We start from the raw sequence: 13,737 nt of genomic DNA, 5'->3' as shown, positions 1-13,737 counted from the left end.
TATAGTCAAATTATATTATAATAAACATATTCACTTAAAGAAAGGGGTTAAAATGATGAGTTTGAGTTGGCTTATTTCATTTCTCTTTTTCATCGGTGGTCTCTTCATTATAGGGATGACTACTAAACGCAGTATTTTAAAAAAGAGTAAAAATAAAGCAAGTGAACAATATTGGGCAAGAGAACATGCTGCAACTTTTTCCCGAAGAAAAGATTTACCTCCTGACAGCTTTATTACAATTGACTTTGCCGTTTATCCAATTGTAGATGATGAAGAATGTCAGCAGATTTATAACAAATTAATGCTTTTTAAGGAGCGTCCTTTAATAAATCTTAGAGAGTTTAGTAATGTAGAACTGAAAGAACGCTATGGCACAATGCAACTTGAAAAGCTTTCTTACTACGAACAGAATTTCATAGAATATATGAATACTTCTTGTAAGTATGGTAAATTATTATTAAAAAAAGGTTATTTATCTGAAGCACAGGAGGTCTTAGAATACATACTGAGTATAGGGTGTGATTTATCACAAGTTTATCTTACGCTAATCGATATTTACACAACTGCTCAAATGGATTATAATGACATATTAGTCCATTTAAAAAAGTTAAGGGAATTAGCCTGCACAAATATGCACTCAACCCCTTACTTAAAAAAAGTTATATTAGGAATTGATAAACAAATTGATTACCTAACTTGAAAGCGAGATGTTATAAATGAATATTGGTATTTTTACAGACACCTATTCCCCACAAGTTAATGGTGTTGTAAGTTCAATTTTAACTTTAGAAAATGTGCTACGTAAACAAGGACATCAAATTTACGTCTTTACAATTTCTCACCCAGATGCAGAAAATGATTCACCATACATTCATCGTATGGCCAGTTTACCTTTTGTCTTTTTAAAAGATCATCGTGTAGGAATTATTTTTTCTAATAAAGCACTTCGTAAAATTAAACGTTTAAAATTAGATTTAATTTTATCTCAAACAGAGTTTTCATTAGGCATTTTTGCAAAACTTGTTTCAAAGCGTTTAAATATACCTATTGTCCATACATATCACACAATGTATGAGGAATATATGCACTATGTTTCAAAGGGTATTGAGCTCTCACCTGCCATTGCCCGTAAATACAGCCGTTCATTTTGTAATGGCGTAGATGGTGTGGTTGCACCAACTCGTAAAACAGAACGTTTACTTAAAAATTATGGTGTTAAAAAGCCTATCCGTGTTATTCCAACAGGTATTGATTTCTCGCCATTTAATCCAAGTGGTTATACAACAGAAGAAATCACAACCATTAAAAAGGTGCATCATATTCCTTTAGACAGCCCAATCGTTCTTTTCATTGGACGTGTTGCAAAAGAAAAAAGTATTGATATGGTTATTGATGCCATGCCTAAATTACTAGAAAAAGTACCTAAGGCTAAATTAGTGATTGTAGGTGACGGTCCTTCAAAATTAGAACTAGAAGAACAAGCACAAAACTTAGGTGTTAGGGACGCTGTAATTTTTACAGGTATACATCCATGGCGCACAATCGGTAAAATGTATCAATTAGGTGATATCTTTGTAAGTGCTTCTGTTTCAGAAACACAAGGACTCACTTTTGCAGAAGCTATGGCTGCTAAATTACCCGTACTTGCAAGAGAAGATGAATGTGTTGCCGGTCTTATTCGTGACCACTATAATGGTGCATTTTTCAATAATAGCACTCAGCTTGCTGCTTTACTTGCAGAGTTTCTTTCAAATCCAGATCAGCTCTATACAATGGGTGAAAATGCTGTGCATTCAATCCGCCCGCTTTCAGCTGAAGTATTTGGAATTAATGCAGAAGCTTTTTATAATGAAATTGTTACAGACTATAAAGCACAAAAAAGAAACAAATCATTTGCTTTACCACATTTAAAAACTAATAAAGATAAGAAACGTCATTCATCTAATCGTTAATGACAATATATAAGGGTGCCGTGAAATTTCACAGCACCCTTTTAATCACCATTTTATTAATACATATGCCCTTTTTGCATAGCTTCCTGCACTTCTTCAGGTAACCTTGATAATAAATTATTAAGTCCAAAAGGACACTGTTTAATAAACATACAGTCCCAGCATTTTGGATTACGCGCAGTGCAAATAGCACGTCCATGTGCAATGACCTGTGTATTATAACGAATCCAATGCTCTTCTGGAAGCTTCTTCATTAAATCCATTTCTATTTGTACGGGATCTTGTTTTAAAGTAAGTCCCCATCTAATAGTAATACGTTTTACATGTGTATCCACAACAATACTTGGAATCTTAAAGATATTTCCCCTAATAACATTGGCAGTCTTGCGTCCCACCCCTGCAAGCTTTACAAGAGATTCAATATCAGAAGGTACTTCACCATTATATTCTTCTACAAGGATCTTAGCAGAAGATACAATGTTCTTTGCTTTGTTCTTGTAGAAACCAGTACTTTTAATTGCTTCTTCTACACCTTCTAATGAAGCTTGTGCAAAATCATATACTGTGGGATACTTTTCAAATAAACTAGGTGTTACCATATTTACACGATCATCTGTACACTGTGCACTTAAAATTGTAGCAATTAAAAGTTCAAAAGGTGTACGATAATTTAAATAACACACAACATCTTTAGGATAATTTTCATCTAAAATCGTCAGTATCTCTTTGATATGTTCCTTTTCTTTCATAGCCATTTCCTTTTCTATGCTTTAAGATACAATACTTGTACACTTAACAGTTTGAGATGAATAATCAAATAATATACAATTTGGTACTTCAGATACTTCGATTTGTGTATAGTCTCTATTACAATGTGCTTCCCATACGTTATATTTGAAAGTCTCAAGTAATGCTAATCGATAACGATGACGTGGTGCTTTATCTAATAAGTTTGGTACATATTTTTCAATAAAGCTGTCATCTTTTAACATAAGTGTATGATGATCTTTAAATCTTTCACGTTCTAATGTTTCAAATGCCACTGGCATTTCACTAATATGTTCATGTAATAAATAATCTAAACGAATCATCTCTTTTACAATTTCACTATTAATGTTCTCAAATTCTTCTGCAAACTCAATGAGCTTATAGTAATAAGCCATTTTATTATGTTGTACTTTATCATAATCTTTTTGAATCCAGAATTTAGCTAAAGCTTCAAAGCATTTAAATGGTGACTCAAATCTTGTGAATAAGTACTCTAAACTATTTTGGAAACGTTCACTATTGTAATAACGTTCTAACATTTCTTCAATGTCATGTAATAATAGCATTTCTTTATAACTTACATCTTTTGTATAAAGTATTTCATATGGTGGCTCTACTTTATAAATGAGGCCATACTCTTCTGCTTTTTGACGAAGCCCTGACCCTTTAAGCAACTTTAAGAATCCTAATTGGAACTGCTCTGGACGCAGTGAAATAACGTCATTAAATGATCTACCAAATGAAGCATAATCTTCATAAGGAAGCCCTGCAATCAGGTCTAAGTGTTGATGAATGTTTCCAAGTGCTTTAATCTTTAATACCACTTCTTTAATATCTGCAAATGGCATTGGACGCATAATTGTATCTAATACTAATTGATTTGTAGATTGTACCCCGATTTCAAATTGAATAAGACCTGGTCTTGCATCTTTTAAAAGGGCAATCATTTCATCTGTTAAAAGTTCTGCTGCAATCTCAAAATGGAAGTTTGTATAACCATCATCAATGGCCATAATATGCTGCCAGATTTCCATTGCATATTGACGCTTTGCATTGAATGTACGGTCTACAAATTTTACTTGTTTCACGCGTTTTTCTATGAAATAAGTCATATGCTCTTTAACACGTTCTAAAGGTGCAAATCTTACCCCATGTTCAATAGATGATAAGCAGTATTGACATCTAAATGGGCAACCTCTAGAAGCTTCATAATAAATGATCTTATGTTCAAGTCCATCTAAAGAATCGTATACAAATGGTAAGTATTCTAAATCTAGCGGTTGTCTTGGTTTATTTTTAACAATCATACCTTCAGCATTTTTGTAAATAAGTCCATTAATCTGCTCAAGTGTACCACCTTTACCTGCAAGGTAATCTAAATACTCATTCCAAGTTTCTTCTCCTTCGCCTTCCATCACGAAGTCGATTGGTAATATATTTAGTAAATCTTCCCCTTCATAAGTTACTTCAGGTCCTCCTAAAATAATCTTAGTATCTGGTAAGATTTTTTAAGTGTTGGTACAAGCATTTTAATAAATGACATATTCCAAATATAACATGAAATACCTAAAACATCTGGTGCCTCTTCATAAATTGTTTTTATAATATCATTTTCATTTTGATTAATAGTTAACTCAAGTACCTTAATATTTTCCTCATACGCCTTACAATAAGTTGCAATCGAACGTAAAGCTAAAGATGTATGAATATATTTTGCATTAAGTGCAAGTAAAACAACTTTCACGTCTCTAATTCCTTTCCAAGTAGAAATTTATTGTTATAACTTTACTTATTATAGCACATATTGTAATAAGCCACAAAAAATAAGTTGCTATATATCATATAGCAACTTATTTTCATTTATTTCATATGGAGCCATCTTTATTATGGAGTTTTTGTTGCATTTGTAGTTGTTGTATCTACAATACCATTTGTATCATTCACAACACCATTTGTAGCTGTTGTATCAGTTACAGTTTTAGCACCATTTACTGCTCCATTATCTGTACTTGTCCCATTTGTACCGCCATTTACTGTGTTAGTACCATTTGTTCCCGCAGCATTTGTACCATTAGTACCTGTTGTACCTGCGGCATTTGTGGTTGTATTTGGAGCTGTTGTAGTAGGTGTATTAGTTCCTCCATTATTGGTTGTGCCATTATCTGTTGTACAACCTACACAAGCAAGCCCCATTAATGTAAGTGCTGTAATAAATAAAAATTTTCGCATATATACTATACTCCTTTTCATGAAATGAAATATTATACAAGCATAGTATAAGCCGTTTACTTATTTTTATACATTCTCATTACACATACATCAAAATTTTTTGACTAATATCTTTATTTACTTAATGCTTTATCAATAGCTTGGGCTGCTTTTTTACCAGCACCCATTGCTAAAATAACTGTTGCAGCTCCTGTTACAGTATCTCCACCAGCATATACACCTTCTTTGCTTGTTGCCATTGTTTCTTCATTAACAATGATTCCACCCCATTTAGTTACTTCAAGTCCTGGAGTTGTTGTACGAATAAGTGGATTAGGGCTTTGACCTATAGCGATAACAACTGTATCTACAGGAATGCAATGTGCACTGCCTTCAATTGCTACTGGTCTTCTTCTACCTGATGCATCAGGTTCGCCAAGTTGCATATCAATACATTCAAGTTCTTTTACCCAACCTTCTTCGCCGTGAATTACTTCTGGGTTACAAAGTAATTTGAAGATGATACCTTCTTCTTTTGCATGGTGTACTTCTTCACGTCTTGCTGGAAGTTCTTCTTCACCACGACGGTAAACGATATATACATTTTCTGCACCAAGACGTTTAGCTGTTCTAGCTGCATCCATTGCAACATTTCCGCCACCTACAACAGCTACACTTTTACCTACATGAATAGGTGTTGCTGAATTAGGGAAATCATAAGCTTTCATTAAGTTTGAACGTGTTAAGAATTCGTTTGCACTATATACACCATTGAAGTTTTCACCTGGGATATTCATGAATTTAGGAAGGCCTGCACCGCTACCTACAAATACAGCTTGATAGCCTTCTTCCATAAGCTCATCGATTGTAATTGATTTACCAACGATAACGTTTTTCTCAATATGTACACCCATTTTTTCGATTTTTTCAATTTCTTTACGTACAAGTGCTTTGGGTAATCTGAATTCTGGAATGCCATACATAAGTACGCCACCTACTTCATGAAGGGCTTCAAATAATGTTACTTCATAGCCTTGTTTTGCAAGGCTTCCTGCACATGTAAGTCCAGCTGGACCTGCACCTACGATTGCAACTTTTTTGCCATTAGATGTTACTGCTTTAATTTCTTGATTGTTTTGAGCCATCATGTAATCTGCTACGAAACGTTCAAGACGTCCGATTCCTACAGATTCACCTTTTTTACCTCTTACACATTTCCCTTCACATTGGTTTTCTTGTGGACAAACACGACCACAAATAGCTGGAAGGGCATTTTCAGATGTAATTGTTTCATATGCTTTTTCAAAGTCTTCTTCTGTGATTGCATGAATGAACTCTGGAATTGGTACGTTAACTGGGCAACCTTGTACACAGAAACGTTGTTTACAGTTTAAGCAACGACTTGCTTCTTCTAAAGCTTGTTCTTTTGTATAACCAAGAGATACTTCTTTAAAGTTTTTGTTACGAACATTTGGGTCTTGCTCAGGCATTTTTACTTTATTTAATGACATATTAGGCATTTTCTTGTCCCCCTATTTGTTGTTTCATACGGCAAATGTGTGCTTCTTGTTTTTTGTACATACCTTGACGACGCATTGCTTCATCAAAATCCACTAAGAATCCATCAAAATCTGGTCCATCTACGCAAGCGAATTTTGTTTCTCCGCCTACTGTTACACGGCAACCACCACACATACCTGTTCCATCGATCATAATAGGGTTTAAAGAAACCATTGTTTTGATATTAAGTGGTTTTGTGTAATTAACAACTGCACGCATCATAGGAAGTGGTCCAATTGCAATAACTTCATCATATTCATTACCAGCTTCTACAAGTTCTTTTAAGATATCTGTAACGAATCCTTTTTTGCCTAATGTACCATCGTCTGTTGCTACATTTACATTGCTATATTTTTCAAATTCATCTTTTAGGATGACGAATTCTTTTGAACGTCCCCCTAAGATGACATCACATTCTGTACCTGCTTCTACAAGTTTTTTAATTTGTGGATATAAAGGTGCTGCACCAACGCCTCCACCAATTCCAAGTACATGTTTTTTCTTTGTAAGTGGTGCTGCTACACCGAGAGGTCCTGCTACGCTTGTAAGAAATTCGCCTTGTGCTTTTGCAGCAATTTTACGTGTAGAATATCCTACTACTTGATAAATAATAGATACTGTTTCTTTTTCACGGTCATAATCTTGAATTGTAAGAGGGATTCTTTCATCTCCTTCTTCTGCACATACAATTACAAATTGACCTGGTTCACATTTTCTAGCAACATATGGTGCATGAACAACCATCTTTTCAACTGTTTCATTTAGTTTGATTTTCTCAATAATTTGATACATCTTTCCCTCCTGTTTATGTAAGTTCTACAATACTGATAGATTTTTCAGTAAAGAGATCTATATATTTGTCTTTTACCTTGACAATTGGTTTAAATACACAAGCTGGATTAATAGCTACTACTTCTCCTATTTCTCCTGTGCTTAGTTGTACATATACCCCAATATAATACGATGCAATATGAGTTAAAAAGGTTAATAATATTTTAGTATCTAACTTACCAAATACACCTTCCTGCATAAGTTGCATAACATCGAAAGGCGAATGTTTCTTCTTATATGGCCTTTCTGACAACATGGCATCATACACATCTGCAACTGCTAATACTTTAGCAATATCGTTAATATTTTCACTATATACGCCATAAGGATAACCAGAGCCATCCATTTTTTCATGATGCATCAAAATCCCCACTTTGACATCTAAACTAATCCCCTGCTCTGGTTGTAAAAGTTCATACGAATAACGTGGATGATTTTTCATCTCTTCAAACTCACTATCCGTTAACTTTCCTGGTTTATTTAATATAGTTGAATCTATTTTCATTTTTCCGATATCATGTAATAAACCAGCAATAAGTAATGATTCAATGATGTTTTTATCATATTTCATCCATTGACCAATTAACATACTTAAAAGTGCTACATTGATACTATGTGTATATGTATAACTATCTGCATATTTAAAAAGATTAATACACCCTATAATTTAAAGTTATCTTTAAAATTATCCTTTACATGACGTTTAATCGTTTTAAATGCTTCAAAATCTATAACATTATCGTCTGCCACCTTTTGAAAAAGCAATTTAGCTGCTTCTGTACAGAATTCATATTGTTCACGGGTTTCCTTAGATATCTTCCATACAGTATCCCAAGAGTTTACTGAAATCTCTATCTCTTCAAATTGAAGTTCTCTTAATCTTTCAATAACCTCTTTGGTCAGCTCTTGCTCTTCTCCAATATATACAATACCACTATTTGAGTTTCTAATTGCTTTTGCCGTAATCATACCAGGTCTTGCTTCTGCTATTGGAATTGTCATTTTTGGCATTTTTCTTCCCCCCATACTTATTATCGCATAAGTAAAGTTTATACCATTAATAGAATTTAGACAATATTTTTATATTTTATGTTTAAATTTTATTAAATATTAAAATACCCACTTCTCGCTAGAAGTGGGTATTTTACATTTTTCTTAGTATGTAATACCTTGGCAATACATTGCATCAGCAACTTTTAAGAAACCAGCGATATTAGCTCCTAATACATAATCATCTGGATTACCATATTCTGTTGCAGCTTCTCTAGCGATTGTATGAATATGTTTCATAATACCTTGAAGTTTTTCATCAACCTCTTCAAATGTCCAGCTATAACGCATGCTGTTTTGAGACATTTCAAGACCAGATGTAGCAACACCACCAGCATTAGAAGCCTTACCTGGTGCATATAAGATACCAGCTGCTTGGAATGCATCTACAGCTTCTGGAGTAGAAGGCATGTTAGCGCCTTCAGCTACAGCAATTACACCGTTAGCAAGAAGAGTTTTAGCAGCTTCTCCATCTAATTCGTTTTGTGTTGCACATGGAAGTGCGATATCACATGGGATTGTCCAAATGCCTTTGCATCCTTCTGTGTATTTAGCACTTGGATGATTTTCAACGTATACTTTAATACGTTTTCTTTCAACTTCTTTAATTTGTTTAATTGCATCTAAGTCGATTCCGTTTTCGTCATAGATGTAACCGTTTGAATCACTAAGTGCAACTACTTTGCCACCTAATTGTGTAGCTTTTTCAGCTGCATAGATTGCTACGTTACCTGAACCAGAGATAACTACTGTTTTACCTTGGAAGCTTTCGTTACGTGTTGCTAACATTTCTTTTGTAAAGTAGCAAAGACCATAACCTGTAGCTTGTGTTCTAGCAAGTGAGCCACCATAGTTTAATCCTTTACCTGTAAGTACACCTGTGAATTCATTACGTAAACGTTTGTATTGACCGAACATATAACCGATTTCTCTTCCGCCTACACCGATGTCTCCAGCTGGAACGTCTGTATCTGGGCCGATATGTTTGCAAAGTTCTGTCATAAAGCTTTGGCAGAATCTCATGATTTCACCATCTGATTTTCCTTTAGGATCGAAATCACTACCGCCTTTACCGCCACCCATTGGTAAGCCTGTTAAAGAGTTTTTGAAGATTTGTTCGAAACCTAAGAATTTAATGACACCTAAGTTTACAGAAGGATGTAAACGAAGACCTCCTTTGTATGGTCCAATTGCACTATTGAATTGTACGCGGTATCCTCTATTTACTTGTACATTACCATTATCATCAACCCATGATACTCTGAATATTACAATACGTTCTGGTTCTACGATTCTTTCAAAGATTCCTGCTTGCACATATTGAGGGTTTTTTTCAGCTACTGGTTCCATGCTAAGTAAAACTTCTTTTACTGCTTGGTGAAACTCTGGTTGTGCTGGATGATTTTTTACAACTCTGTTCATTAAATCTTGCATATACTCTGTACGAAATTCCATTCTAAATTCCTCCCATATATCTCATTTCCATGTGGCTCCCTACCACTAATGGTATTTTACCATAAAATAATACATTTTCAATTAAAATTTTGCTTTTTAATAAAATAAATTTTATTTTCGTGTAATTCTCCAACTTCTAACTAGCTTTTTTCTTTATTTTCTGATAATTACCATTGTCTCAATAGGTATGTTTTCATATATCCACTTAGCATCATTCTCTTCCAAAATGATGTTGTTTCTGTCAGTTCTTGCACCAATTGTATTGGCAATACAATTTTTAATATGCCACCTATCATCTCTAATGACCCCTTGAAAACCCAATTGTTCACTTATAGGTAGCCAATAATTTGCCCCTTCTTCATGACTAACATCTTCATAGGCTGGCTGCTTATCTAATATATAATAGTTCCCTACAACTGGTTCATATTTATCAGCACCTATAGAACAGTTCATCTGTCTAATCAGCTTTGTTCCTTTATAAATCTTCAGTTCACTCGGTTTTCCTATAATAATTTCTGCCCACAAACGGTCTTTATCTATGCTTGTGCTTGTGAAAGCTATATGTTTAATATCGCTCTTTTCACCACTTGCAGCTTGTACTTGGATTTTTGCATCATAAGTTGTATCTGGTGTTAACATCTCTTTTAATACAAATGTAGCATGATAATTATCACTGAGTTTACCTTCTATAAGTTGTCCCTCTAACTGTAACATTGCCTTAACGATCGGCCTGTCTGTTGTAATAGTTATGCGCGGATAAAGCCCAATCCATTTATCTTGATCTTTAGGATATGTACTTATAATTTCTGGTTTTTCATCTGTTTTCAGTGTAACGTATTGCGCTTTTTCTAAAAAACTGCCACTTCTAGAAGGCATCCCTTTTTTAAAAACGACTTTATATATAGTATTATTTTCTAACGGCTCACAAGGTGTAAATATAAATCTTGTGGCATCTATACTCTTTTTCCCTGCTTTATTAGGCCGTTCAGCAGGTATAATGTTAAATTTCTTTTCACATTGTATATATTTGGAGATTTTATTTAAATTCATTGGGGTATTAAATGTCACAACAAAACTGTTATTACTTGCAATTAATAATTCTTCTGTAGGGCTTAATATCTCAACTGGTGCTTTAAATTGTACTGGTATATGCACCGTCTTTTTAAGCCATGTATGTATACTTGGTGCATCTTTTATATAGAGTTTTACTTTTTGACCACGAATCTGATTATTTTCTTTTATTTTTAATAATAGCACACACTTACTCAACCACTCGTAAGTATAGTCAAATTTATTTTCCGACTCAAATTCACTCTCTATATAAATATTTTTGTCAATATCTTGCTGCTGCATTGGTAATAAAAAATTGACTGTAACCTCAGCATATTTTTCATTTACTTCTACCCAGTTTAAACACAAACTTTTCGTACACCATAAAAAGATGATAATACTAGTTATAGTAAACGCAAATATATTTAACTGTTTCTTCTTCATTTTATCCCTCCATCCTGCGCTGCTTCCTCTTTCCTTACTTGTCTATAAAAATTTATATGCCTAGCTATTATAAAACATGCTAAATTTTAAAATAAGAAACTATTTATGTGCACAAAATAGAGTTACCCCAAAAAATAAAAAATGAGTGTTACAAAATACCATCTTGTAACACTCATTTTAAGCATAAAAAAATGCCCAGAGCCGGAATCGAACCAGCGACACGAGGATTTTCAGTCCTCTGCTCTACCGACTGAGCTATCTGGGCAAAATGAAATAAATAATTTTAATGGAGGGAGAAGGATTCGAACCTTCGAAGCGTGTCGCAACAGATTTACAGTCTGCCCCCTTTGGCCACTCGGGAATCCCTCCAAGTCATTACCAACTTTTACATTAGAATACTATAGTATAATATTATTGTCAATACCAATTTATTAAAAGCTATTAAATTTTAATATTTTATAGTATAATGGTGTCAAATCATGCCACAAAGGATGGGAAGTCTATGAAAATACTAGTTGTATCTGATATTGAAAGTAACTATATTTGGGATTTTTTTGACAAAAATAATTTTAAGGATATAGATTGCGTTATTTCTTGTGGTGATCTAAAAGCCACTTACTTATCTTTTTTAGTAACAATGTTAGCTGTACCAGTTTTTTATGTTCATGGTAATCATGATAAGGGATATGATAAATTCCCACCTGATGGCTGTGACTGCATTGAAGATAAAGTAATTACCTTTAATGGTATACGCATTGCCGGACTTGGTGGTTCTATTGAATATAAAGGTGGACCACATCAATATACTGAGACAAAAATGCATAAACGTGTAAAAAAACTTATTCGCAATGCTAAAAAGCCTATTGATATTTTCGTATCACATTCACCTACTTTTGGTCTAGGTGATGAGCCTACTAGTTTCAGCCATATAGGCTTTGATTGTTTTAATGATATTTATAACAAGCTTCAACCTGCATATCATTTGTATGGCCACAATCACTTAACTTATTCTTCACATGCTAAACGCACGATTATACATAATAATATTCAACTTATTAATGGATATAACTATTATGTTTTAGAAATCTAGAAAAAAGCTGCACTTAAATGCGCAGCTTTTTTGCTTACTAAGTTTTATACATTTTCATCATATTTGTCATACCTGTTACACCTAATGGCATACCTACCGTCATAACTGTTAAATCTCCTTGGTCTAAATAGCCCGCTTCAATGACGCAGGCTAATGTATGATTACATAAGTCTTCTGTATTTTTCTCTTCTTCGATATATAGTAGTATAACACCCCCATGCCATACTAAGCTACCTTACAACTTGTGCTTCTGGTGAACATCCCATAATCATACATGCTGGACGATATTTTGAAATCATACGTGCTGTTTGACCTGATTTCGTCACTGTAATAATCAGCTTCACTTTAATATCATGCGCTGTTGTACAAATAGCATTACCAATAGTCCGTAATGCTGTAATTACTTGATGATTGAATCGCTTAATATAATCAATATCCTCTTCTGTAGATTGCACAATTTTCACCATAGTTTGTAAACTTTCCACAGGGTACAACCCTGCTGTTGTTTCTCCCAAAAGTATAATAGCACTTGTGCCATCATATATAGCATTGGCAACATCTGTAGTTTCTGCTCTAATCGGTCTAAGATTTTTCATCATAGAATCTAGCATTTGAGTTGCTATGATGACCTGTTTACCTGCTTCATGTACTTTTTTAATAATCATCTTTTAAATAACTGATACTTTTTCACTTGGTAATTCAATCCCCATATCTCCTCTAACAATCATAATGTTATCTGCTATATTGATAATCTCATCCATATTTTCTATCCCTTCTGCATTTTCAATCTTTGCAATCACTTTAATTTTATCAATTTTATCTCCTTGATGTGCTTTTAAAAATGTTTTAATCTCAGCTATATTCTCTGCATATTGTGTAAATGATGTAACAATAAAGTCAAATTCATTTTGCCCGGCAAATAATAAATCCTTTTTGACTTAAAAATGGCATATTCAATTTAGTATAAGGCACATTGACTCCTTTATGGTCCTATCATTCCATCATTTTTCACTTCACAAATCATATAATTTTTGTTTTGAGCAGCCTCAATCTCTCCTTTTATAAAATAGATTATATCTTAGAAATATTATAGAATATGTTTTTTCCCATCCATCTGATGCATATAATCTATAATCATGCCCCTATAACATTGAAATTTATAATGCCGCATGCCTATTCGCCATTCTATATATTTTTCTTAATAAACCGTTATAGTATTTAGATAAATTAACGAGTTGTGCTAGTTAAATTTACAAGTAGAATAAGCTCCAATCATATGATATCTTACCCTATAAAAATAGGGGGACATCATATGTCAGAGCTCAAACA

14 protein-coding genes, 2 tRNA genes and 2 pseudogenes are annotated in these 13,737 nt (G+C 33.6%); 3 read left to right on the top strand and 15 right to left on the bottom strand.

What is annotated here, in order from left to right; translation table 11 throughout:
• Nucleotides 1-52 precede the first annotated feature (52 nt).
• Together JCM14822_RS14070 and JCM14822_RS14065 are read left to right on the top strand one after the other, a co-directional pair.
• A complete protein-coding gene (locus JCM14822_RS14070; protein WP_157047783.1) occupies nucleotides 53-700 on the top strand; it encodes a hypothetical protein in 648 nt (215 codons plus the stop codon).
• Between the two features lie 16 nt (nucleotides 701-716).
• Nucleotides 717-1,952 carry a glycosyltransferase family 4 protein gene (locus tag JCM14822_RS14065; protein ID WP_083461472.1) on the top strand — a complete coding sequence of 412 codons (1,236 nt, stop codon included), beginning with the start codon at nucleotides 717-719 and terminating at the stop codon, nucleotides 1,950-1,952.
• Nucleotides 1,953-2,008: 56 nt separating this feature from the next.
• Here JCM14822_RS14065 and nth read toward each other — a convergent pair whose 3' ends face one another.
• The 12 genes from nth to JCM14822_RS14005 form a co-directional block, all read right to left on the bottom strand.
• Nucleotides 2,009-2,701 (bottom strand): endonuclease III, encoded by a 693-nt coding sequence (gene nth, locus JCM14822_RS14060; protein WP_054742997.1) that lies wholly within the window; start codon nucleotides 2,699-2,701, stop codon nucleotides 2,009-2,011.
• A gap of 21 nt (nucleotides 2,702-2,722) precedes the next feature.
• On the bottom strand, nucleotides 2,723-4,135 hold the full coding sequence (locus JCM14822_RS14055) for a B12-binding domain-containing radical SAM protein (RefSeq protein ID WP_054742996.1): 1,413 nt from the start codon (nucleotides 4,133-4,135) through the stop codon (nucleotides 2,723-2,725).
• A 62-nt stretch (nucleotides 4,136-4,197) separates the two neighbouring features.
• Nucleotides 4,198-4,464: a cobalamin-dependent protein gene (locus tag JCM14822_RS14050; protein ID WP_054742995.1), complete on the bottom strand. Its 267-nt coding sequence runs from the start codon at nucleotides 4,462-4,464 to the stop codon at nucleotides 4,198-4,200.
• Between the two features lie 140 nt (nucleotides 4,465-4,604).
• The gene (locus JCM14822_RS14045; protein WP_054742994.1) at nucleotides 4,605-4,949 is read right to left on the bottom strand and encodes a hypothetical protein; all 345 of its coding nucleotides are present in this window, start codon (nucleotides 4,947-4,949) and stop codon (nucleotides 4,605-4,607) included.
• 113 nt (nucleotides 4,950-5,062) lie between these two features.
• Nucleotides 5,063-6,448 (bottom strand): NADPH-dependent glutamate synthase, encoded by a 1,386-nt coding sequence (gltA, locus tag JCM14822_RS14040; RefSeq protein WP_054742993.1) that lies wholly within the window; start codon nucleotides 6,446-6,448, stop codon nucleotides 5,063-5,065.
• The gene (locus tag JCM14822_RS14035; protein WP_054742992.1) at nucleotides 6,441-7,280 is read right to left on the bottom strand and encodes a sulfide/dihydroorotate dehydrogenase-like FAD/NAD-binding protein; all 840 of its coding nucleotides are present in this window, start codon (nucleotides 7,278-7,280) and stop codon (nucleotides 6,441-6,443) included. The genes gltA and JCM14822_RS14035 overlap by 8 nt, the downstream gene beginning before the upstream one ends.
• 13 nt (nucleotides 7,281-7,293) lie before the next feature.
• Nucleotides 7,294-7,974 (bottom strand): HD-GYP domain-containing protein, encoded by a 681-nt coding sequence (locus tag JCM14822_RS14030; RefSeq protein ID WP_278287230.1) that lies wholly within the window; start codon nucleotides 7,972-7,974, stop codon nucleotides 7,294-7,296.
• Nucleotides 7,975-7,979: 5 nt separating this feature from the next.
• Entirely contained in the window at nucleotides 7,980-8,330 is a 351-nt protein-coding gene (locus JCM14822_RS14025) for a hypothetical protein (RefSeq protein ID WP_054742990.1), read from the bottom strand.
• Nucleotides 8,331-8,474: 144 nt separating this feature from the next.
• Nucleotides 8,475-9,824, bottom strand: a complete 1,350-nt coding sequence (gene gdhA, locus JCM14822_RS14020) for an NADP-specific glutamate dehydrogenase (RefSeq protein WP_054742989.1) — start codon at nucleotides 9,822-9,824, stop codon at nucleotides 8,475-8,477.
• A 153-nt stretch (nucleotides 9,825-9,977) separates the two neighbouring features.
• Entirely contained in the window at nucleotides 9,978-11,318 is a 1,341-nt protein-coding gene (locus tag JCM14822_RS14015) for a L,D-transpeptidase family protein (RefSeq protein WP_054742988.1), read from the bottom strand.
• Between the two features lie 192 nt (nucleotides 11,319-11,510).
• Nucleotides 11,511-11,583 (bottom strand) — tRNA-Phe (locus JCM14822_RS14010).
• A 22-nt stretch (nucleotides 11,584-11,605) separates the two neighbouring features.
• A tRNA-Tyr gene (locus JCM14822_RS14005) sits at nucleotides 11,606-11,687 on the bottom strand.
• A 133-nt stretch (nucleotides 11,688-11,820) separates the two neighbouring features.
• On the opposite strand from JCM14822_RS14005, the gene JCM14822_RS14000 reads away from it, so the two are divergent.
• Nucleotides 11,821-12,408, top strand: coding sequence for a metallophosphoesterase family protein (locus JCM14822_RS14000; RefSeq protein WP_054742987.1), 588 nt, complete (start codon nucleotides 11,821-11,823; stop codon nucleotides 12,406-12,408).
• A 37-nt stretch (nucleotides 12,409-12,445) separates the two neighbouring features.
• On the opposite strand, the pseudogene JCM14822_RS25135 reads toward JCM14822_RS14000, so the two are convergent.
• The 3 genes and pseudogenes from JCM14822_RS25135 to JCM14822_RS22695 all read right to left on the bottom strand — a co-directional run.
• Nucleotides 12,446-12,619 (bottom strand): annotated as a pseudogene (locus tag JCM14822_RS25135) (pyruvate kinase alpha/beta domain-containing protein); the annotation flags it as partial.
• Between the two features lie 19 nt (nucleotides 12,620-12,638).
• Complete coding sequence (locus JCM14822_RS22700; protein WP_330377553.1) at nucleotides 12,639-12,875, bottom strand: pyruvate kinase alpha/beta domain-containing protein; 237 nt, start codon at nucleotides 12,873-12,875, stop codon at nucleotides 12,639-12,641.
• A gap of 21 nt (nucleotides 12,876-12,896) precedes the next feature.
• Nucleotides 12,897-13,331: pseudogene (locus tag JCM14822_RS22695) on the bottom strand (pyruvate kinase); the annotation flags it as partial.
• Nucleotides 13,332-13,737 lie beyond the last annotated feature (406 nt).

This window comes from Cellulosilyticum ruminicola JCM 14822 (genome assembly GCF_001311925.1).
Lineage (GTDB): Bacteria > Bacillota > Clostridia > Lachnospirales > Cellulosilyticaceae > Cellulosilyticum > Cellulosilyticum ruminicola.
Note: the sequence above shows the minus strand (reverse complement) of the source record. Positions and strands in the feature narration are given on the sequence as shown.